Source organism: Rhodoferax sp. ZS1R8, from assembly GCF_056521325.1.
On the sequence record NZ_JBWMBA010000002.1, the window covers coordinates 506,441 to 531,314 of the forward strand.

Genomic DNA, 24,874 nt, shown 5'->3' on the forward strand with positions numbered 1-24,874 from the left:
TGTGCCGCGCGTGGCCCGGGCAGTGTCCTTGGGCAGAGACTTTAAGGCGTGGTCTGGCCAGTTACGCTGGCAAACCTTGGCTGGCGTACGCCGTCAATGACCACTTCTTCCTGGAACATCGCCGCGGGGCGTACCCACAGACCGCGCTCGCCGTAGAGCGCGCGGTACAGGGTTAGGGGTTCCAGCGTCTCGCTGTGGCGTACGGTGTCTACCACTTCGTACAGATTTCCCTTGTAGTGGCGGTACAGGCCGGGCGGGGTGATGATCAATGGGGGAAGGTTTTCAATTGTCATTCGGATGCCTTCGCGCTTTGCGCTACGGTATTCGCCTGGGGGCGGCCCAGCGGCTCATGGGACAATCCTAACCTATGCACCCAAAAGCTCTTCTAGATGCCTGCGCCGAACTCGTCAGGCTGACCCTTAAATTTGACCACCCAGCGGACGCCATCGTTTCGCGCTTTTTCCGCGACAACCGGGGCTTGGGTCCGCGCGAGCGCGCCACCATGGCCGAAACGGTTTACACGGTGCTGCGCAAGAAGCTGTTGTTCGACCACCTGGCACCATCTGGCAGCGGTCCCAAAGAGCGGCGCCTGGCCATTTTGGGCTTTTACGGCCCCGGCGATTTTCTGCGCAGCGCACTGAGCGAGCAGGAGATCAACTGGCTGGACCAGTGCGAGAAGGTTAGCCCCCACGATTTGATGGAGCGCCACCGCCACAACCTGCCCGAGTGGCTGGTCGAGCCGCTGAAGGCGCAATTGGGCGCCGAGTTCTGGCCATTGGTGGAAACCTTGAATCTTGGCGCTGGGCTGGATCTGCGGGTCAACACTTTTAAGGCCAAGCGTACCGACGTGCAAAAAGAACTGGCCAAGGCCGGTATCAAGGCCGTCAACACGCCGTATTCTCCCTGGGGCCTTCGCATTGCCGGCAAGCCGGCACTGAACAAGCACGAGGCTTTTGTGCGTGGTGAGTTCGAGGTGCAAGACGAAGGGTCGCAGTTGCTGTCCATGCTGTTGGACGCCAAGCGCGGCGAGATGGTGGTTGATTTTTGCGCGGGTGCCGGTGGCAAGACGCTGGCCCTGGGCGCGGCGATGCGCAGCACCGGTCGCCTGTACGCATTTGACACATCGGCCCACCGCTTGGACGCTTTCAAGTCGCGCCTGAAGCGTAGTGGTCTGTCTAATGTGCACCCCGCTGCCATTGCACACGAGCGCGATGACCGCGTCAAGCGCCTCACCGGCAAGATGGACCGGGTGCTGGTAGACGCCCCCTGTACCGGCTTGGGTACGCTGCGGCGCAATCCAGACCTGAAGTGGCGGCAGAACCTGCAAGCCGTGGATGAGATGGCGGTCAAGCAGACTGCCATTCTGCAAAGCGCCGCGCGCATGCTCAAGTCCGGCGGACGCCTGGTTTATGCCACTTGCAGCGTATTGCCACAAGAAAATGAGGCTATTGCAGAAGCCTTTTCAGCCGCCAACCCGGACTATGTTCCACTGGCTGCAGGGGAAGTGCTGGCCGAGCTGAAGGTGGAGAACGCCGCCACGCTCTGCAGTGGAGGCGAGGGTGGGCAGTTGTACCTGCGCCTGTGGCCACATCGGCACGCAACCGATGGTTTTTTTGCTGCGGTGTGGCAAAAGAAATAATGGCAAAGGGTTAGGCAGCATCCCCTAAAATCAGAATACGCCGGACCCGATCCGGCTCCATAAAAGAGCATTTTCTCGTTGTACGTAAGAGTGATTCGATCATGTTGTTGCTACCCGATTGGGCCATACTGAATTCCGCCATTGACTGGCTTGCCAACGGTCTCTGGGATTTGCATTGGTGGCAAATCGTGTTGTTTACGTTGGCCCTGACGCATGTCACGATGATCAGCGTAACCATCTTCTTGCACCGGCACCAGGCGCACCGTGCGCTGGACCTGCACCCGGTAGCTTCGCATTTCTTCCGTTTTTGGTTATGGTTGACCACCGGTCAGGTGACCAAGGAGTGGGCTTCCATCCACCGCAAGCACCACGCCAAGTGCGAGCAACCTGATGATCCCCACAGCCCCCACGTCTACGGTATCAAGACCGTGCTGTTGCAGGGCTACGAGCTGTACCGCGCTGAGGCACAAAACAAGGACACGCTGTCACGCTACGGCCACGGCACACCCAACGACTGGATCGAGCGCCATGTTTACACCGGGCTGTCGTCGTTGGGTTTGTTGCTGATGTTGGGCATTGACCTGGTACTGTTTGGCGCCGCCGGTTTGGTGGTCTGGGCTGTGCAGATGGCGTGGACGCCGGTCATGGCCGCCGGCATCATCAACGGCGCAGCCCACTACTGGGGCTACCGCAATTTTGAGGCGCCCGACGCCAGCAACAACATCTTGCCCTGGGGCATTTTGATCGCTGGCGAAGAGTTGCACAACAACCACCACACCTATCCCACATCGGCCAAGTTGTCGGTTAAACCCTATGAGTTTGACATCGGTTGGGCGTACATCAGCCTGATGCAGCGTGTGGGTCTGGCCCGGGTCAAGAAGACGCCGCCCAAGGTAGCCTTTGGCGCCATACGGCCGGTGGCCGATGAAAAAACGCTGGAAGCCCTGATCGCCAACCGCTACGAGCTGATGGCCGGCTATGCCAAAAGCATGCGCCAGGCCGCTCGTGTCGAGCTAGATGCCATGCGCACCCGTAGCGCCGACGCCGCCGTCATCAAGGCCGCCAAGCGGTGGATGCACCGTGATGTGGAAAAGGTGCCTGCTTCGGCCGCACCCGAGCTGGCCAAGGCCCGCGCCGCTTCGCCCATGCTGGACAAGATGGTGACGATGCGTGAAGAGTTGCGGCAGATGTGGCTCAACACGTCGGTATCGCGGGAGCAGTTGGCGGCTGATTTGCAGGCTTGGTGCCACCGGGCGGAAGAGAGTGGTATTGCTGCTCTGCGTGAGTTTTCGATGAAGCTGAGGACTGCGCACGTTTGAGTTGTACCTTTGTGCTTGTAGTAAAGCCCGTTTTTAGCGGGCTTTTTTATGCGGGCATAGGTTGGTTTCTGTTCGCTCCAGATCAGTCGGGCTATGGGTTTTGCTCCGTGTCCCCCGGCCTTCGGCCTCCGCCTTTACCTGCGCAAAACCCATAGCCCGACTGATCTGGCGATCTCGTGGGGTGCCGGCGTACGGGACCCAAGGCCATTCGCCGCCAAACACTCCAGCAGCTGGCAAGGGGCAGGCCTTTTGCGCAGGTAAAGGAGGAGCCCGAAGGGCGGGGGACACGGAGCAAAAGGCCTGCCCCTTGCCAGCTGCGGGCGAGAGCCGAAAAGCACTGGAGAAGCGATGTTTGCAGACGTAAAAAAGCCCGCACAGGGCGGGCTTCTTCGGACAAAGGAGAACCTGAGTTACTTCAGTTTCATTTCCTTGTAGTCCACATGCTTGCGAGCTTTAGGATCAAATTTCTTGATCAACATCTTCTCGGGCATGGTTTTCTTGTTCTTGCTGGTCGTATAGAAATGACCAGTACCTGCTGTGGATTCCAGCTTGATTTTTTCGCGTCCGCCTTTGGTTGCCATGGTTTTGCTCCTTATGCCTGGCCACGTGCGCGCAGATCTGCGAGCACAACATCAATACCCTTTTTGTCGATCAAACGCAGACCTGCGTTCGAAATCCGCAGGCGAACCCAACGGTTTTCTGTCTCGACCCAAAAACGGCGGTATTGCAGGTTCGGCAGGAACCGGCGCTTGGTTTTGTTGTTGGCGTGGGAAACATTGTTCCCGACCATTGGGCCTTTGCCCGTAACTTCACATACGCGTGCCATGAGGACACTCCGATACATTAAAACGGCTATTACTGGCGATCAGACTTGTTCAGTTTGATCTCGCTCTAGCCTCACCTCGCCAATGAAAAAGGGTGGCGGTAACCCCCCGCCCCATTGCTTATCAATGCTCAGCGGTTATTGCTATAGAACCCTGACCCTCACGGGCAGAATTCAGCAAAGCCTCGGATTATAACCAAATTAGCCGAGCATGCCAATTTAGTCCTGTTCCAAGAAGCGCTGGGCATCCAGTGCAGCCATGCAACCCGTGCCAGCGCTAGTGATCGCCTGGCGGTACACGTGGTCCTGCACGTCGCCGGCCGCAAACACGCCGGGAATGGACGTCTGCGTTGCAAAACCCTTCAGGCCGCCCTGCGTGATGATGTAACCGCCAGCCATTTCGAGTTGGCCCTGAAAAATATCGGTGTTCGGCGAATGGCCGATGGCGATGAAGCAACCGGTCAGCTTGATATCTTCGGTCGTGTCGTCCTTGGTGCTGCGCACGCGGATGCCGGTCACGCCCGATGCATCGCCCAGCACTTCGTCCAGCGTGCGGAAGGTTTTGAGCTCAATCTTGCCACCGACCACCTTCTCCATCAGCTTGTCGACCAGGATGGGTTCGGCCTTGAATTTGTCACGGCGGTGCACCAGGTAAACCTTGCTTGCGATATTGGACAGGTACAGCGCCTCTTCAACAGCGGTGTTGCCGCCACCAACCACGCAGCACACCTGGTCACGGTAGAAGAAACCGTCACAGGTCGCGCAGCCGGACACGCCCTTGCCCATGAACGCTGTTTCACTGGGCAGGCCCAGGTATTTTGCCGATGCGCCGGTGGCGATGATCAGTGCATCACAGGTATAGGTTTTGTCCCCTGTCAGCGTGAATGGTCGCTTGGAAAGGTCGACCGAACTGATGTGATCAAACAAAATTTCGGTCTTGAATCGCTCTGCGTGTTCCAGGAAGCGCTGCATCAGCTCCGGTCCTTGTACGCCGTGCACGTCGGCTGGCCAGTTGTCGACTTCGGTCGTGGTCATCAGCTGGCCACCCTGGGCCATGCCGGTTACCAGAACGGGGTTGAGGTTGGCACGCGCGGCATAGACGGCGGCCGTGTAGCCAGCGGGGCCCGAGCCCAGAATCAGGACTTTGGCGTGTTTGGGATCGGACATGGATTAAGTAACCTTCTGTTGCGGGAGACGAGAACGGGGCCGTGTACATTTCGGGGCAATGCAGGCCTTTTCAATGTAAATCCGATTGTAAGAAGTGCCGATCCAAATGTCGCGGAGCGATTTTGATGACAATGCTGAGTAACCTGGATTTGATCCGCAGGGTCTCCCTGTTTTCCACACTCACGCCCGAACAAGCCGAGGCGCTTGCCGCTGCCGTTTCCAAGAAGCGCTTCAAGCGCGGCGAGATTCTGGTCGATCAAGGCAAGAAAACCGACGCCCTCTATATTGTGCTGACCGGCCGCACCCGGGTGCTAATGACCGACAACAAGGGCCGCGAGGTGATTTTGGCCACGCTGACAGCGGGCGACTATGTCGGCGAGATGAGCCTGATTGACGACGCACCCCATTCCGCTACCGTAGTGGCAGACCAGCAGGTCGATGTCATGGTGCTGGGCCGCGACAGTTTTTTGCGATGCCTGGGCGAAAACATCGAGATGGCCCACGCCGTCATGCGCGTCCTGGTGCAGCGCCTGCGCAAGGCCAGTGAAAACATCAGCTCCCTGGCCCTGGTCGGCGTCTATGGCCGGGTCGCCAAGGTGCTGCTGGATTCCGCAGTGCCGGATACCAACGGCGACCTGCTGATACGCGACAAGGTGTCGCGCCAGGATATTGCCAAAATGGTGGGCGCTTCACGCGAAATGGTCAGCCGGGTCATGAAGGACTTTGAGGAGCAGGGTTTCATCCAGTTGCTGGACGCTGGCGTCGTCCGCGTCATAGAGCGGCGCGCGCATCCACGCTAGTGCTATCGGTTGATGCTGCGTAGGCTGCCACGGCGGTTGCGGCGTTACATCTGGGACGCTGGCGTGCGTTAAGCTTGTCGGCATTGCCTGTTTTTACATGACTTATTCCCTCCATACCCTCCACTCATCCAACCAGCCCAGCCCGCAGCCGACGACGGGCATGGGCCGCTTCGCCAACGAAATCGCGTTGATCGGCGGTTTTGTCTTTCTCGTGCTTTGGCTCACGGCCTTGCTCACCTATTCGCCATTTGACCCGGCCTGGTCCACATCGGGAACCGGTTTGCCTATAGCCAACAAAGTTGGGCGCCTGGGCGCATGGATGGCCGATGCCAGCTATTTCCTGTTCGGCTTCTCAGCCTGGTGGTGTGTAGCCGTGGGTGTTCGGCTGTGGCTGGCGCTGCTGGCCAACCGCTTGCGTGGTGATGTGGCCAGCCACGCGGTACCGCGCCGATTTGTATTCTGGATCGGTCTGGCCCTGCTGTTGTATGCCAGCACCTCGCTGGAATGGTCGCGCTTGTACAGCCTGGAATCCCGCCTGCCGGACCACAGTGGCGGCGCGCTGGGCTATCTGTTTGGGCCCTTGAGCGTGAAGTGGCTGGGCTTTGCCGGTTCCGGTCTGGTGTCGATCGCGTTGGGTGTGATCGGCGCAGCTTTGGTGTTTGGTTTCTCATGGATGCATGTGGCCGAGCGCATTGGTGCCTGGGTAGACTCGCTGGTGCAGTCGCGCAAACAGGAGCGGGAGCGGGCCGAAGACCGCGTGCTGGGTCAGCAGGCCATGCGTGAACGTGAAGAGATTTTGCTGGAAGAGCGTGAAGAAACCATTGAGCACCACCCCCAGCCCATGGTCATCATGGAGCCTGTAATCACCGACCCACCGCGCAGCGAACGGGTTGCAAAAGAACGCCAAAAGCCCCTGTTCACCGAAATGCCCGACAGCAAGCTGCCGCAGGTGGATTTGCTGGATGGTGCGCAGACCCGCCAGGAGACGGTAGCCCCCGAGACGCTGGAGATGACCAGCCGCATGATCGAGAAAAAGTTGAAAGACTTTGGTGTTGAAGTGCGTGTGGTGCTGGCCCAGCCCGGCCCGGTGATTACCCGGTACGAGATCGAACCGGCCACCGGGGTCAAAGGCTCGCAGATTGTCGGCCTGGCCAAGGACCTGGCGCGCAGCCTGAGCCTGATTTCCATCCGTGTGGTCGAGACCATTCCCGGCAAAAACTACATGGCGCTGGAATTGCCCAACGCCAAACGCCAATCGATACGCCTGTCCGAAATCCTGGGTTCGCAGGTCTACAACGACAGCAAATCATTACTGACCATGGGCTTGGGCAAAGACATCGTTGGCAACCCCATCGTCGCCGACCTCGGCAAGATGCCGCACGTGCTGGTGGCCGGTACTACCGGCTCGGGCAAGTCGGTCGGTATCAACGCGATGATTTTGAGCCTGCTGTACAAGGCCGAGGCGCGCGATGTACGCCTGCTGATGATCGACCCCAAGATGCTGGAAATGTCGGTCTACGAAGGCATTCCCCATCTGCTCGCACCCGTGGTGACCGACATGAAACAGGCGGCCCATGGCCTGACCTGGTGCGTGGCCGAGATGGAGCGGCGCTACAAGCTGCTCAGCAAGATGGGTGTGCGCAACCTGGCTGGCTACAACAACAAGATGGACGAAGCCAAGGCGCGGGGCGAGTTTATCTACAACCCCTTCAGCCTGACGCCGGAATCCCCCGAGCCGCTGGATCGCCTGCCGCACATCGTGGTGGTTATCGACGAGCTGGCCGACCTGATGATGGTGGTCGGCAAGAAGATTGAAGAGCTGATCGCCCGCCTGGCGCAGAAGGCGCGCGCCGCCGGCATCCACCTGATTCTGGCCACGCAGCGCCCCAGCGTTGATGTGATCACCGGCCTGATCAAGGCCAACATCCCGACGCGTATCGCGTTCTCGGTGGGCTCCAAGATCGACAGCCGCACCATCCTGGACCAGATGGGTGCCGAGGCCCTGCTGGGCATGGGCGACATGCTGTACATGGCCAGCGGCAGCGGCTTCCCCGTGCGCGTGCACGGCGCCTTTGTCAGCGATGAAGAAGTGCACCGCGTGGTCAGCTACCTCAAGAGCCAGGGCGAGCCCAATTACATCGAAGGCGTGCTCGAAGGCGGCACCGTGGATGGCGAAGGCGAACCGGGTGCGGATGGCGGCCCGAGCGGAGAGAAGGACCCGATGTACGACCAGGCCGTGGAAGTGGTGCTGAAGAACCGCAAGGCCAGCATCTCGCTGGTGCAGCGCCACCTGAAGATTGGCTACAACCGCGCGGCGCGTTTGGTGGAAGACATGGAGAAGGCTGGCCTGGTCAGTTCCATGAGCACCAATGGCCAGCGTGACATCCTGGTGCCAGCGCGTGCCGACTAACGACAGATCTACACACAAAGGCTGATGTGAACAAACTTCTAACCGCTACATTTTTGATAGGTGCTTACGCAAATTCCGCGGGGGCTACAGGCCTGGATAGCTTGGAGTCCTTCGTCAAAACCGTAAAGACTGCCCGCACCGACTTTACGCAGGTGGTCACCGTGCCCGCCAAGGAAGGGCAGGCCGCGCGCTCCAAAACCTCCAGCGGCGTGTTCGAGTTTTCCCGCCCGGGGCGTTTCCGTTTTGTCTACAAAAAGCCGTTTGAGCAAACCATCGTCGCCGATGGCCAAACGCTTTGGCTGTACGACGTGGATTTGAACCAGGTGACCTCACGCGCGCAAGCGCAGGCGCTAGGCTCCACACCCGCCGCGCTGATTGCATCGGCCGCGGATCTGAAAGCCTTGCAGGCGGACTTCGCGCTCAAGGACGACGCTAACAGTGAAGGCCTGGAGTGGGTGCTGGCCACGCCCAAAGCCAAAGACAGTGCGTTGCAGACCGTGCGCGTGGGCTTCAAGGGCGCGGAACTCGCCGTGCTGGAGATCGTCGACAGCTTCGGCCAGAAGTCCAGCCTGCGCTTCAACGGCTTCAAGGCCAATGCGGCCATGGAGCCTGGCGCTTTTCAGTTCAAAGCACCCGCCGGCGCCGACGTGATACGGCAATAAGTTATTTTGGGGCGCACAGCGGCACGCGCACTGTGATTAGCGTGCCAGCGTCCGGGCTGGATGCGATCTCTATGCTGCCACCCAGGATGTCGTGCACGATGTTGTAGACGATGTTCATGCCCAGGCCCGAGCCACCCTGGCCCAGCTTGGTCGTGAAGAAGGGATCGAACACGCGGTTACGTGTGTCCACCGTCATGCCAATCCCGTCGTCGCTGAACTGCAGCAGCATGTGGTCGCTGCCCGCGGCCTCGGCCCGCACATGCATCTGCCCGCGCTCGCGGCCCTCAAAGCCGTGCTGAAGCGCATTACTGACAAAGTTGGTGATCAATTGCCCCAAAGCGCCGGGGAAGCTGTCCATCTCCATCTTGTCGGGCAGCGCCAGCGTCAGGTCAAACGGGGTGTTCTTGTGCATGGGCTCCAGCGTCAGGCATATTTCGCGCAGTGTGGTCTGCACGTCAAACACGCGGCGCTGGTCGCTGGACTGGTCTACCGCCACGCGCTTGAAGCTTCGGATCAGTTCGCTTGCGCGCGTCAGTGCCCGCATCAGGATGTCTGTGCCATGTTGGGAGCTCTCCAGAAAGGCCTGCAGCGTGGAGCGGCGCAGTTCCCCCTTGTCAAAGGCCTTGGCTAGATCGGCCACCTGGTACTGCAGTGTGCTCCCCACGGTGACGCTGTTGCCAATGGGGGTGTTGAGTTCGTGCGCCACGCCGGCCACCAGCGAGCCCAACGCCGCCAGCTTTTCGGAGCGAACCAACTCGGTCTGCATGGCGCGCACGGATTCCAGTGCCAAGCTGAGCTCTTTGTTGGCGATGGCCAGCTTCTCGGTGCGGGCCTGCACGCGCAGTTCCAGCTCCAGGTTCATGCTGCGGATTTCACGCTCGGCCTCGCGCTGGCGTGTGACGTCCATCAGCGTGAACAGGATCAGCTTCTCGTTGCCGGCCAGGAAGCTGCGGCCGGACATCAGGCAGATGATGGTGTGGCCGTCACGGTGCAGATGCTCCACCTCGAAACGGTCCACAGTCCCGTTCGGCGCCAGAGCTGCCACCAGGTCCTCGCGTTGTGCCGGGTTGACCCAGATGCCCAGTTCATGCGCGGTGCGCCCAATGACGTCTTGCAATTGGTAGCCGTACTGCTGCAGCCAGGCATCGTTGGCCTCTACAAACTGCCCGTCCAGGTTGCGCACCAATGTGTGTGGTACTGGAGATTGGCGGAACAAGCCAAAAAACTTGGCCTCGCTTTCTTGCAATGAATATTGGGTGAGTTGCAGGCGCCGTATGTAGATGCGCAACGCAAAGATAAGCACAGCTACCAGGGCGATGCTGAACGCCGCCAGCAACAGGCGTTCGTAGGTGCGGCGCTCCCACGGGGCAAGTACGGTGGCATAGTCTCGCGCGTACACCATCGTGATGGGGAAGCCGGACAGCTTGCGAAAAGTGTAGAGCTTTGGGCCATCGTCATCATCCAGAAAAGTCTCATCGTCGAATGAGCCTTCCACCGCAGACCGGCGCAGTGTGTTCAGTTGGGGCGCGTCCGAGACATCGCGGTCAACGTAGCGCGCCTCAAACGGCGAGCGCGCCAGGATGAAACCTTGGTCTGACAACAGCGTAACGCTGGCACTATTTTCCTTGGCCACGCGTGAGTACAGTGTGCCAAAGTAGTTCAGGCGTATGTCCACGCTGACTACACCCACGGCTTGGTTCTTCTGGTCGTACAGGGTTCGGGCCACCGGAATGACCCACTGGCTGTCGTACGCACTGGCGTAGGGGTGGCCAACGACCGCACCATGGTCGGCAGGGTTCTTCAGCAGGTACTGGATATGGCTGCGCAGCGAGGCCTCGGTCTGGTGCGTGGGATAGTCCGGCGAACTGATCCAGCTCATGCCCTGGGGCGTCACGTATTGCAGAGCCTTCAGGTGGCGGCTGTGGCCAATGTCGTGGCTGGCCACTACGCTGCGAATCAGAGTTTGCGATTCGTACTGGTCGCTGGCGCGCACGGCGCGGCCCACGCGGTCCAGCGTGTAGACGGCGTCCTGCAAAGTCTGGCTGGCGTGCTCTTCCAGCAGGCGTACGGCCAGCAGGCCGTTGTTGGTTTCCGAGGACAGCGTCTGCTGTTTGTCTTGCACGATAGCCCACCAGGTCTGGCCAGCAATGGTCAGCGCCGTGGCCAGCGCGAACAACAGCAGCGCCAGGTTGGTGCGCGTCAGCGTACGCTCGGGCAGGTCTTGCCGTGTCATTGCACACGGCCCTCTTTCCAGGCTTGTAGCAGACGCTCATAGGCAATGGTCTCGCCCCGGGGTTTTTCGTCGGCCAACTTCTGCCACGGCGCGCCCTTGGTGGACAGCCGCTGGGCCGCATCGCGCCGGGCATTGAGCCTGGGTGTGCAGTGCTGCATGCCGGTGCTCTGCAGGTCGGCCAGCACCTGGTCCATTGCCAGGGCCAGACTGTCCATCGCGGCCTGGGGCGTTTTCTCGCCGCTGACGGCGGTGGCCACATTCGTCCACCACAGGCGCGCCATGCGTGGGTAGTCGGGCACGTTGGTGCCGGTGGGGGTCCATGCCACGCGCGCCGGGCTGCGGTAAAACTCGATCAGGCCGCCATAACGGCCAGCATTGTGGGTGAAGTAGTCGTGCTTGATATCGGACTCGCGGATGAAAGTCAGGCCGACAATGGATTTGCGCAGCGACACGGTCTTAGACGTTAGAAATTGTGCATACAGCCAAGCCGCCGTCATGTTCGGCACGGGCGTTGATTTTAAAAACGTCCACGCACCCACGTCCTGGTACCCGTTTTGCATGCCGGTCTTCCAGTAAGGGCCGTGGGGCGAGGGCGCCATGCGCCACTTGGGGCTGCCGTCCTTGTTGACAGCGGCTATACCGGGCTGGGTTAGCGACGCAGTGAAAGCCGTGTACCAAAAGATCTGCTGCGCAATCTGCCCTTGTGCGGGTACCGCTCCGGCATCGGTGAAGGTCATGTTGACGGCTTCGGGCGGCGCGAATTGCTTTAACCACTGCACATATTTGGTCAGCGCAAACACGGCAGCCGGCGAATTGGTGGCACCACCGCGCTCTACAGATGCGCCTACCGGCGTGCACTGGTCTGTGGCCACGCGTAAGCCCCATTCATCGACGGGCAGGCCGTTGGGGATGCCCTTGTCAGCCGCGCCGGCCATGGACAGCCAGGCGTCGGTAAAGCGCCAACCCAAAGAGGGGTCGCGTTTGCCGTAGTCCATGTGGCCGTAGACCTTTTTGCCATCCAGCTCCTTGACGTCGTTACTGAAGAAGCTTGCAATGTCTTCGTACGCCGACCAGTTCAGCGGCACGCCTAACTCGTAGCCGTATTTGGCGCGGAAGGCGTCCTTGAGGTCCTTGCGCGCAAACCAGTCGGCGCGAAACCAGTACAGGTTGGCGAACTGCTGGTCGGGCAGCTGGTAGATCTTGCCGTCGGGCGCGGTCGTGAAGGCTGTGCCGATGAAGTCCGCCAGGTCCAGTCCGGGGTTGGTGAAGTCCTTGCCTGCCCCTTGCATGAAGTCTGACAGCGGCACTACCGATCCGTAGCGGTAGTGCGTGCCGATCAGGTCCGAATCCGAGATCCAGCCGTCGTAATCGGATTTACCGCTTTTGATGGCCGTGTACAGCGCATCCACCAGATCGCCCTCGGGGATGATGTCGTGTTGTACGGCAATGCCCGTGATCTCTTCAAAAGCCTTGGCCAGTGTGCGGGACTCGTATTCGTGCGTGTCGATCTTCTCTGACACCACGCGCACCGAACGTATGCCCTGGCGCTTGAGGCGGTCGGCGGCCTGCATGAACCATTGCAACTCTTGCTGCTGCTGGTCGCGCGTCAGCGTGGACGGTTTGAATTCCTGGTCCAGCCAGCGTTGGGCGGCGGCGGTGTCGGCCCAGCATGCGCCCCATGCCAGCAGTGTTGCCACGTAAGCCAATCCACGAGAAATGCGCATGTGCGATGCCCTTGCTTTCAGCCTGCGTGGTCCCTAAAGCCGCTCCACGCCACGGTAGTCTTGAGTTTGCACCAATATTAAGCGCGACAATGCGCCATGCATAGTCATTTTTCTGAAACCACGGGCCGCAAGCGGCTGGTTTATGGGGTCGCGGTGGGTACAGCCGTGGCACTGTTACCGCTGCCCACAGCCTGGTCTACGCAGATGCTGCTGGCCTGGTGCGCGGGCAGCTTCACGTTTCTAATCCTGTCCTGGTGGCTGGCCGCCCGCTTTGATGCCAAGCGCACACGTGCGCGGGCCCTGGCGCAGGACCAGTCCCACTGGATCCTGACGGGTCTGATCCTGTTGTCGGTCTTCATCAGTGCGGGCGCTATTGCGCTGATGCTGCAGCACGTGAAGGACTTGGCCGCTGCAGAACGGCTCGCACACCTGGGGCTGTCCATGCTGGCGCTGGCCGCGTCGTGGTTGCTGATGCAGACCATCTTTGCCTTCCACTACGCCCACTTGTACTACCAGTGTGAGTCACGCAGCCCGGGTGCCGGCGCGGGGTTGCAGTTTCCCGGCAAGGAGCCACCCGACTACTTTGACTTCTTGTACTACGCCCACGTGGTGGGCATGACGTCCCAGGTGTCCGACGTGGTCATCACCGCCCGCCACATGCGCCGCCTGACGCTGCTGCACAGCTTGGCAGCCTTTGCGTTCAATATGCTGGTGCTGGCGCTGAGCATCAACGTGATGGCGGGGGGGATTCAGTGATATAGGCCCCCACCCTTCGCCGCAGCGCTACTTGCGGCTGAAGCGGACCAATCCTGTCGACAGGCTGGTGCCTATAACAATCACCACGCCGCAAATCAGCATCCAGGACGTAACCTCTTCGCCCAGCAGTACGACGCCATACAGCAGCGCAAACACCGGAATGCCAAACGTGACCGACAGCGCCCGTGCCGGGCCGGCCCGCTCGATAAGGCGGAAGTACAAGATGTAGGCCACGCCGGTGCACAGTACGCCCAGGGCCACCACGGCCAGCATCGCACTCAGCGACACACCTTGCGCGGGCCAGAACCACCAGGCCAGCGGTGCCAGGCAAATCGTCGCACCGAGCTGGCTGCCGGTAGCCGACACCAGGGATGGCAGGCCGGTCATGTAGCGCTTGGTAAAGCTGGCCGCTACGCCATAGCAGGCCGTGGCCAGCAGGCAGGCCATCACCGCCCAGCCGGTGGCATTGCCACTGGCGTCGGGCTTGAAACTGGCCTTGTCCCATGCCAGCAGCGCTACACCCGCAAAGCCAACAGCCAAGCCCACGGCGCGCGAGCCGTTGGGTTTGTCCTTGAGCCACAGCCAGGCGATGACGGCACCAAACAGCGGTGTCGTCGCGTTCAAAATCGACGACAGGCCGGTGGTGATCGACAGCAGTGCAAAACCAAAGCAGGCAAACGGTATCGCCGAGTTCAGCACACCGACAACAAAGGTCAGCTTCCAATGTTGGCGCAGGCTGGGCCCATGGCCACGCAGCAGCACGATGGGCAGCAAAAACAGCGCGGCTATCCCTACCCGCAGGCCGGCTGTGGCAAACACGCCCAGCTCTTTGGCGCCCATGCGGGTGAACAAGAATGACGCGCCCCAGATGGCAGCCAGCAGTACAAAATCCAGCAGCCAGGACTTGGCGGGCGCGGCCGCCGTGCCTGTGCTGGTGGTGGGCGGCGCGGCGGCTGTACCTGCGGGGGCTTTAGACGTTGTAGCGGTGTTCACAGATGGCTCTCCAATTGCAATAGCGCGACTTTGCGCGGCAGGCCGCCGGCGTAGCCGGTCAGCGCGCCATTGCTGCCCACCACGCGGTGGCAGGGCACGATGATGCTGATGGGGTTGCGCCCCACCGCACCGCCGACTGCCCGCACGGCGCTGGCCTTGCCCAGGCCTTGGCTGATCGCGCCATAGCTGGTGGTGGCACCGGGCGCAATGCCGCGCAGTGCCGTCCACACGCGTTGCTGGAACGGTGTGCCGCGGCTCAGGTCTACTGGCACGTCGAAACTGCTGCGCTCTGCGGCAAAGTATTGCTGCAGCTCGTCTGCGGCCAGGCGCAGCACCGGGTGCGTGGTGGACACGGCCCACTGGGCAAAATCCGGTGCGTGCTTCTGGCCGTCAAAGCCTACCCAAACCAGAGCTTCATCATGGGCGACCAGCGTCATGGCGCCCCAGGGGCTGGCCAGGCTGGAACGAACGGTTGTGTGAGAATTTTTCATGGTAAATCAGCCTGTAGCCCTCGTAGAACGTGCGTAAGCAGCTATAAAAATAATAGTGATTTGTGAGGATAAATTCGCTCACTGGCCGGCCTGTGCTGGTTGCGGCGGTGTGGCCAGGCTGGCCCAGGCACGCACTACCGCGTAACTGCGCCATGGCTTCCAGCGCTGCGACGCTGCCTCGGCCGCCTGTTGCGGATTAGCCGCGTTGCGTACGCCCAGCGCGTTTTGCAGGGCCACATCGCCGGCCACAAAGGCATCGGGCCAGCGCAGCGCACGCATCGCAATGTACTGAGCGGTCCAGGGACCAATGCCGGGCAGGGCCTGCAGCGCGGCCAGCGTGGCGGGCACGTCCACGCCAGGCTGCAACACCACATTGCCGTTGATCACCGCCTGCGCCAGCGCCTGTATCGCGCGCTGGCGTTGGCGGACGATGCCCATCTGCCCCAGCTCGTCACCGCTGGCCTGCGCCAGCGCCTGGGGTGTGGGGAAAAGGCGGTTGACGCCAGCCGGAGCCTTGGGCACATCGCCGCCCCAACGCTCCACCAGGCGCGCCCCCAGCGTGCGTGCCGCTTGCACGGTGATCTGCTGGCCCAGGATGGCACGCACACCCAGCTCGAAGCCGTCGGCACAGCCTGGCATGCGCAGGCCGTCTGAACCGGGAAAGTCGTCCTGCAAGCAGGCATTGATGGCCCAGGGCTCGGCATCCAGGTCCAGCATCGCGCGCAGTCGCGCCAGCACCATTGGCAGCGCGTCGTTCAAGCTGTTGCAGATGTCAAATACCACGGTGCATCGCTCAGGCTCAAAGCGCGCCTGCACCCAACCGCTGTAGGTGCGCTTGCCCACGGCCAAAGACAGCGTGCGCGCCAACGTCAGCCGAGCCGGGTCTACCAGTTCCATGCCGGCGATCTGCCGCGTCGCAAAAAAGCCCAGCATCGCCGCCACATCGTAAGGCGGGCGGTACGCGCTCTTGAGCACAAAACCGGCGGTGTTGGGCGCCGTGGCGCTGCCCACCGGTTCGCGGTCCTTGCGCAGCTGGCGTGGTTGCAGGCGGTAGTGGTCAACAAAGCTGGCATTGAAACGGCGCAGGCTGCCAAAGCCGCTGAGTGCTGCCACCTGCGTCACCGGTAGCTCGGTATCGGTCAGCAAGCGCTTGGCCATCAGCAAACGCCGCGTCTGCAGATACTGCAGTGGCGACACGCCGCAATGTGTCTCGAAAATACGGCGCACGTGGCGTTCGCTGACGCCCAGCCGGTGGGCCAAATCCGCCATCGACGGCGAGCCATCGCTCCACAGCGTAGGCTCATCCAACAGGCGCGCAGCCTGCTGGGCCAGGATGGCGGAGGCGTCTTGTGTGGACCAGTTTTGAAGGTTGCCCAACGCCGCGCCATTCAGTGGTGTGGCACCCGGTGCCAGCTCGGGCCGGCAGCGCAGGCAAGGGCGGTAGCCGGCCGATTCAGCCTGCGCCGCCAGCGCGAAGAAGCGGCAGTTTTCACGCTTGGGCGTGCGCACCCGGCACACCGGCCGGCAGTAGACGCCGGTGGAGCTGACAGCCGTGAAGAAGTGGCCATCAAACCGCGCATCCCGCGCCTTGAGCGCCAGGTAGCAGGCGTCATCCTCGGCGGGGGTGTTGGTGCTGGTGGTTGGGGCTTTTGCGGCTGGCATGTGGGGAATGATACGCAGGGCGGGGGCGGGAAGTAGCCGTTTTCGGACACGTGGCTGGGCTTCGTTTGTGGCTACGTGGCTGTAGTGAGCTTGCGCGACCGGGGTTGGTACGTTCTGCTTGTGTTGGGGGGTCAGCTATAGTGCGAACCGGAAATTGCCACACGGAAAAGTGTTGTTCGCGACGAAAAGCTGTGTACTGCTTGTCGGTCGTATCGTTGAACTTTTTGCACACATTGAATGTATGTCCGCTCGTTTCTCACTGTTGCTCTGCGCCGCCTTGGTTTTTTCATGGGAGGCGCAGGCAGGCGAACCCTGTAGTCTGCAAACCGCTGCACTTCTGTCGAAGGGCAAGACGCAGGAGCTGGCTGCACTATTTGACGAACCAACTGCAGTCGCCGAAACATTTCAGCGCACGGCAGAGTATCTGGGCAAGATGTCGGCCGTTCAAGAGGCGGCTAAACCCCGTTTCGTGCAGAACAAGCGGCTAACTATCAAATCCAAAGACTCGCCGACGGCATACCGGTACGAAGGCTTCTGGATCAACGCACTGTCAGAGAAGGTTGGTCCAGTGCAGTTCCATTTTGAGCAGGCGCCAGGGTCAAACTGCAAATTGCTTGCGGTGCACGTCGATATTGAAACGTAGATACCGCTGTGTGAATCGCCGTCGGCCATTGAAAAATGGGGCAAGTCGGTTACGCCGCCGCGCGAGGAGTGTTGCACGCATTGCCGTTGGGCAATGCCGCTGAGTATGCGGGGTCTCCGTCCGTGCGGTCGACAGCAGTAGCGCAAGCGCCGCACACCTACAATCCTTCGCTCAGGCACGGCACCTGCATTCCGCCGTCTGCCACATCGATTATTCGTACAGGGAAAAAACTACACCATGATGAATCTCGCACCCAGCATCTTCAAAGCCTACGACATCCGCGGCATTGTGCCCACCACTATCAATGCCGATGTGGCACGCGGCCTGGGCCGGGCGTTTGGCACAGTGGCCTTGGCCGAGGGCCAGACCACAGTTGCCGTGGGGCGCGATGGGCGTTTGAGCGGGCCCTCGCTGGCCGAGGCACTGATGGCCGGTTTGCAGGACGCCGGCATCACCGTCATCGACATTGGCATGGTGACCACGCCGATGCTGTACTTTGCCGCCAGCACGCTTGCTGCGTCTGGCATCCAGGTCACGGGCAGCCATAACCCCAAGGACTACAACGGTTTCAAGATGGTGCTGGCCGGTCGCGCCATCTATGGCGATGACATCCAGAACCTGCGCAAAATCATGGAGACCGATGGCTGGACGCTGAAAGCCGGCGGCGCGCGCCAGACGGCCGATGTGCTGGAGGCCTACCGCAGCCGTATCGTCGGCGACATCAAGCTGGCCCGGCCGATCAAGATCGTTGTCGATTGCGGCAACGGCGTGGCAGGTGCCTCGGCCCCCGCCATCCTGCGCGCCATCGGCTGCGAGGTGACCGAGTTGTTCAGCGAAGTGGACGGAACCTTCCCCAACCACCACCCGGATCCGAGCAAACCCGAGAATTTGAGGGATCTGATTGCGGTATTGCAGTCTGGTGACGCCGAGCTGGGCCTGGCCTTTGATGGCGACGGGGACCGCCTGGGCATCGTCACCAAGGACGGCACCAACATCTACCCAGACCGCCAAATGATGCTGTTCGCCCGCGACGTGCTGAGCCGCGTGCCCGGCGGCACCATCGTCTACGACGTGAAGTGCTCGCAACGCCTGGCGCCGGCCATCACCGCTGCGGGTGGTGTGCCGCTGATGTTCAAGACTGGCCACTCGCTGATCAAGGCCAAGATGCGCGAGATCGATTCGCCGCTGGGTGGCGAGATGAGCGGCCACATCTTCTTCAAGGAGCGTTGGTATGGCTTTGACGACGGCACCTACGCCGGTTGCCGCCTGCTGGAGATCGTCAGCCGCGTGGCGGATGCGGGTGTGATGCTCAACGACTTGCCGACCAGCTTCTCTACGCCTGAATTGAACGTGAAGTGCGCAGAGGGCGAACCCCACGCCTTGGTGGAGCAACTGATTGCGAAAGCATCATTTGCAGCGCCCGCCACCATCAACACGATTGATGGTGTTCGCGTGGACTGGCCGGATGGCTTCGGCCTGATCCGCGCCTCCAACACGACGCCGGTGCTGGTGCTGCGCTTTGAAGGGCACACGCCCGAAGCCTTGCACCGCATCCAGGAAGACATGCTCACACTGTTGCGCTCGGTCAAGCCCGACGCCAGTTTCGCCGAGGCTGCGCATTGAAAGAACGGCGTGCTCGCAGTGAGGTGAATCCACCCGGCGACGATGTGCAGGGGGTGCGGGAGCGTGGGGGCAATGCTCTTGCGCCGGGCCGCCCCCAGGAAGAGCACGCCCCCTCGGGGGGCAGCGACCGACACGGAGTGCGGGAGCGTGGGGGCAAGATCCTCATCGTCAAGCTGTCATCGCTGGGCGATGTGGTGCATGCGATGCCGGCTGTGCAGGACTTGCACCGAGCTTTCCCCAACGCCGAAATCGACTGGGTCGTGGAGCGGGGATTTGCCCCGCTTGTCACGCGCTGCGAAGGTGTGCAAAAAGTCATCCCATGTGAACTGCGCAAGTGGCGCAAGACTCCCTTTGCGCAAAAGACGCGTGCCGAGTGGCGGGCCTTCAAACACCGGCTGCAGGCCGAGCGATACGACGCGGTGTTGGACCTGCAGGGGCTAAGCAAATCCGCGCTGGTGGCCTGGTTGGCACGCACGACGCCAGACGGTCGCCGCATCGCCATGGCCAACCAGACCGAAGGCTCGGGTTATGAAGCGCCAACGCGCTGGGTGGCCGACGTAGCTATCCGCCTGGAGCCGCATGTGCATGCCGTGCAGCGCGCGCGCCTGCTGTGCGCGCAGGCGCTGGGCTACACGGTTGAGGGGCCGGCGTATTTCGGGCTTAAGCCTGGTGAGCATGTGGCGCTGCCGTGGGACCCCACGGGCGGCCCGGGCAATTCGTTTGTGCCGCGCAAGGCCTGTGTGGCCCTGGTGCACGGCAGTTCGCGCGAAGACAAGCATTGGCCGGTCGCCTCCTGGATCGCGCTGGGCCAGCGGCTGAACCACAGCGGCTTTGCCGTGGCGCTGGCGCATGGCAATGCCGCGGAGAAGACCACCAGCGACACCATCGCTGCCGAGCTGGATGATGCCTGGGTCTGGCCGACCATGGGCCTGGACGCGGTGACGGACACCATGGCGCAGTGTGCCGGCGTCATCGGCGTGGACAGCGGCCTGAGCCATATTGCGGTGGCGCTGGGTTTGCCCCACGTGCAGATTTACAACTTCGACACGGCCTGGCGCACCGGGCCGCCAGCAGCTGAGCAGGGGCCATCGCCCCAGGTCAGCGTCTACGCGAGTCCAACGCCGGATGTGGATGCGGTCTGGCAGGCATGGGAAGCCCTGGACACGCCGGTGTTCTCCCGATAATCCACACGCCATGCTGCGCCCTCTGTATTCCCTGCTGATGTGGCTGCTGCAGCCCTTTGTGCGCGCCAAGTTGCGCCGCCGTGCGGTGCAGGAGCCGGAGTATGGCCAGCACGTGGAAGAGCGTTTTGGTGTCTACCCGGCGTTGCAAAAACCGTTGGGCAGCGAACAGTTTTTTGTGTGGGTGCATGCCGTGTCGTTGGGCGAAACACGTGCCGCCGCCGAGCTGATAGCCGCGCTGCGCGCCACCTTGCCCGGCATGCGCCTGCTGTTGACCCACGGCACGGCCACGGGCCGGGTGCAAGGCCGGTCGCTGCTGCAGGCGGGCGACATGCAGGTATGGCAGCCGTGGGACACGCCCGGCGCGGTTAAACGTTTCTTGGCCCATTTCCAACCGCGGGTGGGCCTTCTGGTGGAGACCGAAATCTGGCCGAACATGGTGGCAGCGTGCAAGGCGCGCCGTGTACCGCTGTGCCTGGTCAATGCCCGCATGAGCGAGAAGTCGTTGAGGCAGTCGCTGCGCCTGGCCTGGCTGGCACGCCCCGCCTATGCCAGCCTGCGAGCCGTGTGGGCGCAGGCCGCGCCCGATGCCGCGCGGCTGGGCACGCTGGGTGCGCCCGTCAAAGGCGTGCTGGGCAATTTCAAGTTTGACGCCACGCCCGATGCGGCGCAACTGCAACAGGGCCATGCCTGGCACTGCACCCAGCCCGGGCCGGTCATCGTGTTTGCCAACACGCGCGAAGGTGAAGAGGCTGTTTTCCTGCAAGCGCTTAAGCAGAATCGGGCTGTAGCCCTCGTGGGTCAAGCGCAAGCAGCTACTGAAACTATAGCAAGCCCAGCGGTGCAGTGGATGCTGGTGCCGCGCCACCCGCAGCGTTTTGATGCCATTGCAGCCCTATGCGAGGCCGAAGGGTTTACCGTATCGCGCCGCAGCCAGTGGGGCGATGGCCCACCGCAGCCGGCCGACATTTGGCTGGGCGACTCTATGGGCGAGATGGCGCTGTACTACGCGTTGTCGGATGTGGCCCTGCTGGGCGGCAGCTTTGCCCCGCTGGGTGGCCACAACCTGATTGAGGCCACGGCCTGCGGCTGCCCCGTGGTCATGGGGCCGCATACCTTTAACTTTGCGCAGGCCGCTGAGCTGGCGGTGGAGGCGGGCGCCGCGTTTGCACAGCCGGATATGCCGCAAGCCATTAGCCGCGCGCTGGCGCTGGTGCAGTCAGCGCCAGAATTGAAAAAAGCCCAGGCCGCCGGTCGGGCGCTGGGCTTGGAGCATGGCGGGGCCGCCAAGCGCACCGCGCTGGCGGTGCATGAATTGTTGGGCTAGCCGCCGCGCCGGGCCGCCCTAAGCGAGGCTGCGCCCTCGGGCGGCAGCGCAGTGGGCGGAGCGACAGGCGTGGGGCTTATTACGGCGTCAGTTGGGTATTGATAGGCGCCAAGTCTTCTGCCTTCAGCGTGCCGGCAGCTTGGCGCAGTTTGAGGCCGCCCATCAGCACGTCGTATCGGGCCTTGGCCAGCTTGGCTTTGGTGTCAAACAACTGGCTTTGTGAATTCAGCACGTCGATATTGATGCGCACGCCCACCTGGTAACCCAGCTGGTTGGCTTCCAGGGCACTTTGCGTGGAAGCTTCGGCGGCTTGCAGCGCCAGCACCTGGGCCTGCCCGGACTGCACACCAAAGTAGGCGGTGCGCGTGCCTTGGGCTACGGTGCGCTTGGTTGCTTCCAGATCGGCGCGTGCCTTGTCTTCCAGCGACAGGGTCTCCCGGATACGGTTTTGTGTGGCGAAGCCGGCAAACAGCGGCAAGTTCAGGCTCAAGCCCACGGTGCCGACGTTGGCCCGGCTTTCGATGCCAGAACCGGCGGCAGAACCGCCGCGGTTGGATACCGCTGTGTAGCTGCCGGTCAAATCCAATGTAGGTTTATGGCCGGCTTTGGCTTTGTCGGTTTCCAGCAGGGCCACGTCCAGCGCTACTTGCTGCAGCTTGACGTTGGGATTATTGGCCTCGGACTGAAACACCCATTGGTTCACGTCGGCAGGCTCCACAGGCGCCAGTACCACTGGGGCTCGCAACGGCTTGGGTTTGACATTGGCTTGGCCGACCAGTTGGTTCAGCGCCAAGGATTTCACCAGCAGGTCGTTCTCGGCGGCCAGTTCCTGCGCAATCACCAGGTCATAACGGGCTTGGGCTTCACGCGAATCAGTGATGGTGGACGTGCCGACTTCAAAGTTGCGTTTCGCAGACGCAAGTTGTTCGCCCACCGCGGTCTTCTGGCTCTTGACAAAGGCAAGGCTGTCGGAAGCGGCCAGCACATCAAAATAAGCCTGGCTGACGCGCACGATCAAGTCCTGGTCGGCCGCCTCCAACTGGGCCTTGGCCAAATCAATTTGCTTCAAGCCTTGTTCGTAGCTGGCCCAGTTGGCCGGACGGTACAGCGGTTGCGATACACCGATAGTGCCGGTGTCGGTTGCATACGTGTAGTTGTTGGCGGCAATGGCAGGCGCCTTGGTGTCCTGGTTGGTCTGCGTGGTGCCCAGCGTCAGGCCGGCGGTGGGCAGCAGCAGGGCCTTGGCCTGGTCGGCTTTGGCCAGCGTTGCATCGTATTGCGAGCGTGCCGACTGGAAGGTTGCGTCATAGCCCCGGGCTGCGGCGTACAAGTCCACCAGGCTTTGTGCCTGTGCGGAGACAGACACGCTGGCAGCCAGTGCCAGCACCAGAGGGATAAGACGGAAACTCGTAGAGGCTTTATGACGGGTCATAGTGGTTTTTCTCGGGCTTGTAAAAAGTGGGAATCAGTAGCGCGCAATGCTTGGATCGAGTTCGGCAGACCAGGCATGGATGCCACCGGCAATATTGGCCAGGTGCTCGAATCCATGGCCTGCCAAAAAATGGGCGACCTGCATGCTGCGCCCACCGTGGTGGCACAGGCAGGCAATGGGTTGCTCGGGGTCCAACTTGGCCAGGCGTGCAGGGATGCTGTTCATCGGTATGGCCAGCAGCGTGAAGCCGTCAGCCTGGACGCTGGCGATCTGCAGTTCGTGCGGCTCGCGCACATCCAACACCACCGGTTCACCGATTGCGCGTACGCCGTTCAACCAATGGGCCAGATCTTGGGGACGTACTTGCGCAATCATGGGTGCCAAACTTTTACAACTTGAAGCGCGAAGGCTCGGGGAAGTTTTGCAGGCGCGGCGCCACGGTGTCCCAGCCTTGCACGGTGGTGAAGGTGGACTCGCCAGTGCGGGTGATGACGGTGGCGCGCATGATGGGCTCTTCACCCACGATGGCGCCCAGGCGGCCGCCGACTTTCAGCAGGCTCAGCAAACTGTGGGGCACCTCGGTCACCGAGCCACTCAGCGCGATGACGTCAAAGCTGCCGTCGGCAGAACCGATCTTGGCGCCATCGGCTTGGCGCACTTCCACATTCTGGATGCCAGCGTTACGCAGGTTGTTGCGGGCTGTATCGGCCAGATCAGCATGGATTTCGACGGTGATCACGCGTTGCGCCATGCTGGCCAGCAGCGCGGCCATGTAGCCGGAGCCAGTGCCGATTTCGAGCACGGTGTCAGTAGGGCGCACAGCCAGATCCTGCAGCATGCGGGCCTCCAGCCGGGGCTCCAGCATGCACTGGCCCTTTGCGATGGCTTCTTCGCCCGATCCCATCAGCGGGATTTCCAGATCGGCAAAGGCCAAGGCTTTGTGCGCGGCAGGCACAAAGGCTTCGCGCTTGACGGTGGACAGCAGCTCCAGCACGGCCGGCTCTGACACATGCCAGGGGCGAATCTGCTGCTCGATCATGTTGAAGCGGGCTTGTTCGATGTTCATGTTGGGTACTCCAGGGCGTAGGTTGGCGGTTTGCGGCAAATTTTACTTGGCGCTGGCCGCGGCCTGGACAGATGGCGCATCAGACGCTGGCCGCGTACTGAGCCCGTACAAAATGGTGTCTACCTGTACCGCCATGTACTGTTCGGGGTCGATCTGCATGCCCGCTTCGTGGCAGGCGCCCCAGCAGTTCTTCCACGTAGCCAGGAAGAGCATCGGTGCCAGTACGGTGTAGACGCCGTATTTCTGGTCGATGGGGCGGAACTCGCCGCGGTCCACACCGCGCTGCAATACCCGCTGCAGCAGTTCGTGACCGGGCTGGATGACCTCGGCGTTGTAGAAGGCCGCCAGCTCCGGGAAGTTGCCGGCCTCGCTCATCATCAGTTTGATGATGCCAGCCGCCTTCGTGGAGCCAATGCGCTCCCACCAGGCCTGCACGCAGTAGCGCAGCATATCGGCGCTGGTGCCTTGAAACGTGTTGAACTCGTCGTTCCACTCACTGAACCGGCCGGAAATGTTCTCGCGCACTACCGCCTTGAACAAATCCTCTTTACTGGAGAAATACAGGAACAGCGTGCCCTTTGACACGCCGGCGCGCTTGGCCACTTCTTCCGCACGGGTGCCGGCAAAGCCCTTTTCCACGAACAGGTCCAGCGCAGCGGCCAGCAGTTCCCCGGGACGCGCGTCCTTGCGGCGTTCGCGCTTGGCGCGTACGGTGGCAACGATCTGTTCAATAGGGCAGGAAGAGGTCATGAAGTTACTGACTGATTGGTTATTAGTGTACCGTAGCACCTTCGCAAGGTCAAGGCCGGAGCGACGGACGACGTCCAGCGCGCGATGAAAGCACCGAAACGTGCGACAGGCGAAAATGTGGACCACATGATGCCAACAATTCCCTGTAACCCGCCATTGTGCGGGCTCCCATC

At 61.7% G+C, this 24,874-nt stretch carries 23 protein-coding genes; 10 read left to right on the top strand and 13 right to left on the bottom strand.

Translation table 11 applies throughout. The annotated features are described in order from the left end of the window. Positions 1–41: 41 nt before the first annotated feature. Positions 42–293, bottom strand: coding sequence for a DUF1653 domain-containing protein (locus AC097P_RS08410; protein ID WP_479609944.1), 252 nt, complete (start codon positions 291–293; stop codon positions 42–44). 74 nt (positions 294–367) lie between these two features. Between AC097P_RS08410 and AC097P_RS08415 the strand changes: the two genes are divergently transcribed. Both AC097P_RS08415 and AC097P_RS08420 read left to right on the top strand, forming a co-directional pair. Then, positions 368–1,639 (top strand): RsmB/NOP family class I SAM-dependent RNA methyltransferase, encoded by a 1,272-nt coding sequence (locus AC097P_RS08415; RefSeq protein WP_479609945.1) that lies wholly within the window; start codon positions 368–370, stop codon positions 1,637–1,639. A gap of 104 nt (positions 1,640–1,743) precedes the next feature. Further along, positions 1,744–2,958 (top strand): DesA family fatty acid desaturase, encoded by a 1,215-nt coding sequence (locus AC097P_RS08420; protein WP_479610426.1) that lies wholly within the window; start codon positions 1,744–1,746, stop codon positions 2,956–2,958. 410 nt (positions 2,959–3,368) lie between these two features. On the opposite strand, the gene rpmG is transcribed toward AC097P_RS08420, so the two are convergent. The 3 genes from rpmG to trxB form a co-directional block, all read right to left on the bottom strand. Next, entirely contained in the window at positions 3,369–3,539 is a 171-nt protein-coding gene (gene rpmG / locus AC097P_RS08425; RefSeq protein WP_011465453.1) for a 50S ribosomal protein L33, read from the bottom strand. Positions 3,540–3,550: 11 nt separating this feature from the next. Next, positions 3,551–3,784: a 50S ribosomal protein L28 gene (gene rpmB / locus AC097P_RS08430; protein ID WP_105260014.1), complete on the bottom strand. Its 234-nt coding sequence runs from the start codon at positions 3,782–3,784 to the stop codon at positions 3,551–3,553. Between the two features lie 216 nt (positions 3,785–4,000). Then, on the bottom strand, positions 4,001–4,948 hold the full coding sequence (trxB, locus tag AC097P_RS08435) for a thioredoxin-disulfide reductase (RefSeq protein ID WP_479609946.1): 948 nt from the start codon (positions 4,946–4,948) through the stop codon (positions 4,001–4,003). Positions 4,949–5,073: 125 nt separating this feature from the next. Here trxB and AC097P_RS08440 point away from each other — a divergent pair, with 125 nt between their 5' ends. The 3 genes from AC097P_RS08440 (at position 5,074) to lolA (ending at position 8,820) form a co-directional block, all read left to right on the top strand. Next, entirely contained in the window at positions 5,074–5,748 is a 675-nt protein-coding gene (locus AC097P_RS08440; protein ID WP_479609947.1) for a Crp/Fnr family transcriptional regulator, read from the top strand. Positions 5,749–5,845: 97 nt separating this feature from the next. Beyond that, the gene (locus tag AC097P_RS08445) at positions 5,846–8,158 is read left to right on the top strand and encodes a DNA translocase FtsK (protein ID WP_479609948.1); all 2,313 of its coding nucleotides are present in this window, start codon (positions 5,846–5,848) and stop codon (positions 8,156–8,158) included. 26 nt (positions 8,159–8,184) lie between these two features. Beyond that, the gene (lolA, locus tag AC097P_RS08450; protein ID WP_479609949.1) at positions 8,185–8,820 is read left to right on the top strand and encodes an outer membrane lipoprotein periplasmic chaperone LolA; all 636 of its coding nucleotides are present in this window, start codon (positions 8,185–8,187) and stop codon (positions 8,818–8,820) included. Between the two features lies 1 nt (position 8,821). Here the strand turns inward: lolA and AC097P_RS08455 are convergent, their stop codons facing one another. Together AC097P_RS08455 and AC097P_RS08460 are read right to left on the bottom strand one after the other, a co-directional pair. Next, positions 8,822–11,053, bottom strand: a complete 2,232-nt coding sequence (locus AC097P_RS08455; protein WP_479609950.1) for an ATP-binding protein — start codon at positions 11,051–11,053, stop codon at positions 8,822–8,824. Beyond that, entirely contained in the window at positions 11,050–12,777 is a 1,728-nt protein-coding gene (locus tag AC097P_RS08460; protein ID WP_479609951.1) for an ABC transporter substrate-binding protein, read from the bottom strand. The genes AC097P_RS08455 and AC097P_RS08460 overlap by 4 nt, the downstream gene beginning before the upstream one ends. A gap of 96 nt (positions 12,778–12,873) precedes the next feature. On the opposite strand from AC097P_RS08460, the gene AC097P_RS08465 reads away from it, so the two are divergent. Then, entirely contained in the window at positions 12,874–13,533 is a 660-nt protein-coding gene (locus AC097P_RS08465) for a DUF1345 domain-containing protein (RefSeq protein WP_479609952.1), read from the top strand. A 27-nt stretch (positions 13,534–13,560) separates the two neighbouring features. Here the strand turns inward: AC097P_RS08465 and AC097P_RS08470 are convergent, their stop codons facing one another. The 3 genes from AC097P_RS08470 to AC097P_RS08480 form a co-directional block, all read right to left on the bottom strand. Next, entirely contained in the window at positions 13,561–14,526 is a 966-nt protein-coding gene (locus AC097P_RS08470; protein WP_479609953.1) for a DMT family transporter, read from the bottom strand. Next, positions 14,523–15,017 carry a methylated-DNA--[protein]-cysteine S-methyltransferase gene (locus AC097P_RS08475; protein WP_479609954.1) on the bottom strand — a complete coding sequence of 165 codons (495 nt, stop codon included), beginning with the start codon at positions 15,015–15,017 and terminating at the stop codon, positions 14,523–14,525. The genes AC097P_RS08470 and AC097P_RS08475 overlap by 4 nt, the downstream gene beginning before the upstream one ends. A 78-nt stretch (positions 15,018–15,095) precedes the next feature. Then, positions 15,096–16,679 carry an Ada metal-binding domain-containing protein gene (locus AC097P_RS08480; protein WP_479609955.1) on the bottom strand — a complete coding sequence of 528 codons (1,584 nt, stop codon included), beginning with the start codon at positions 16,677–16,679 and terminating at the stop codon, positions 15,096–15,098. Positions 16,680–16,920: 241 nt separating this feature from the next. Here AC097P_RS08480 and AC097P_RS08485 point away from each other — a divergent pair, with 241 nt between their 5' ends. The 4 genes from AC097P_RS08485 to AC097P_RS08500 all read left to right on the top strand — a co-directional run bounded on the left by AC097P_RS08485 (position 16,921) and on the right by AC097P_RS08500 (position 21,453). Further along, a complete protein-coding gene (locus AC097P_RS08485; RefSeq protein ID WP_479609956.1) occupies positions 16,921–17,322 on the top strand; it encodes a hypothetical protein in 402 nt (133 codons plus the stop codon). Between the two features lie 240 nt (positions 17,323–17,562). Beyond that, positions 17,563–18,945 (top strand): phosphomannomutase/phosphoglucomutase, encoded by a 1,383-nt coding sequence (locus AC097P_RS08490; RefSeq protein ID WP_479610427.1) that lies wholly within the window; start codon positions 17,563–17,565, stop codon positions 18,943–18,945. Further along, complete coding sequence (gene waaC / locus AC097P_RS08495) at positions 18,942–20,129, top strand: lipopolysaccharide heptosyltransferase I (protein WP_479609957.1); 1,188 nt, start codon at positions 18,942–18,944, stop codon at positions 20,127–20,129. The genes AC097P_RS08490 and waaC overlap by 4 nt, the downstream gene beginning before the upstream one ends. A gap of 10 nt (positions 20,130–20,139) precedes the next feature. Further along, a complete protein-coding gene (locus AC097P_RS08500; protein WP_479609958.1) occupies positions 20,140–21,453 on the top strand; it encodes a 3-deoxy-D-manno-octulosonic acid transferase in 1,314 nt (437 codons plus the stop codon). Positions 21,454–21,532: 79 nt separating this feature from the next. Here AC097P_RS08500 and AC097P_RS08505 read toward each other — a convergent pair whose 3' ends face one another. From AC097P_RS08505 to AC097P_RS08520, 4 genes are read right to left on the bottom strand one after another with little or no spacing between them, the layout of a single operon-like run. After that, positions 21,533–22,885 carry a TolC family outer membrane protein gene (locus tag AC097P_RS08505; RefSeq protein WP_479609959.1) on the bottom strand — a complete coding sequence of 451 codons (1,353 nt, stop codon included), beginning with the start codon at positions 22,883–22,885 and terminating at the stop codon, positions 21,533–21,535. Positions 22,886–22,918: 33 nt separating this feature from the next. Continuing rightward, the gene (locus AC097P_RS08510; RefSeq protein WP_479609960.1) at positions 22,919–23,260 is read right to left on the bottom strand and encodes a rhodanese-like domain-containing protein; all 342 of its coding nucleotides are present in this window, start codon (positions 23,258–23,260) and stop codon (positions 22,919–22,921) included. A 13-nt stretch (positions 23,261–23,273) separates the two neighbouring features. Next, a complete protein-coding gene (locus tag AC097P_RS08515; RefSeq protein WP_479609961.1) occupies positions 23,274–23,951 on the bottom strand; it encodes a protein-L-isoaspartate O-methyltransferase family protein in 678 nt (225 codons plus the stop codon). A 42-nt stretch (positions 23,952–23,993) separates the two neighbouring features. After that, positions 23,994–24,701 (bottom strand): TetR/AcrR family transcriptional regulator, encoded by a 708-nt coding sequence (locus AC097P_RS08520; protein ID WP_479609962.1) that lies wholly within the window; start codon positions 24,699–24,701, stop codon positions 23,994–23,996. Positions 24,702–24,874: the final 173 nt, after the last annotated feature.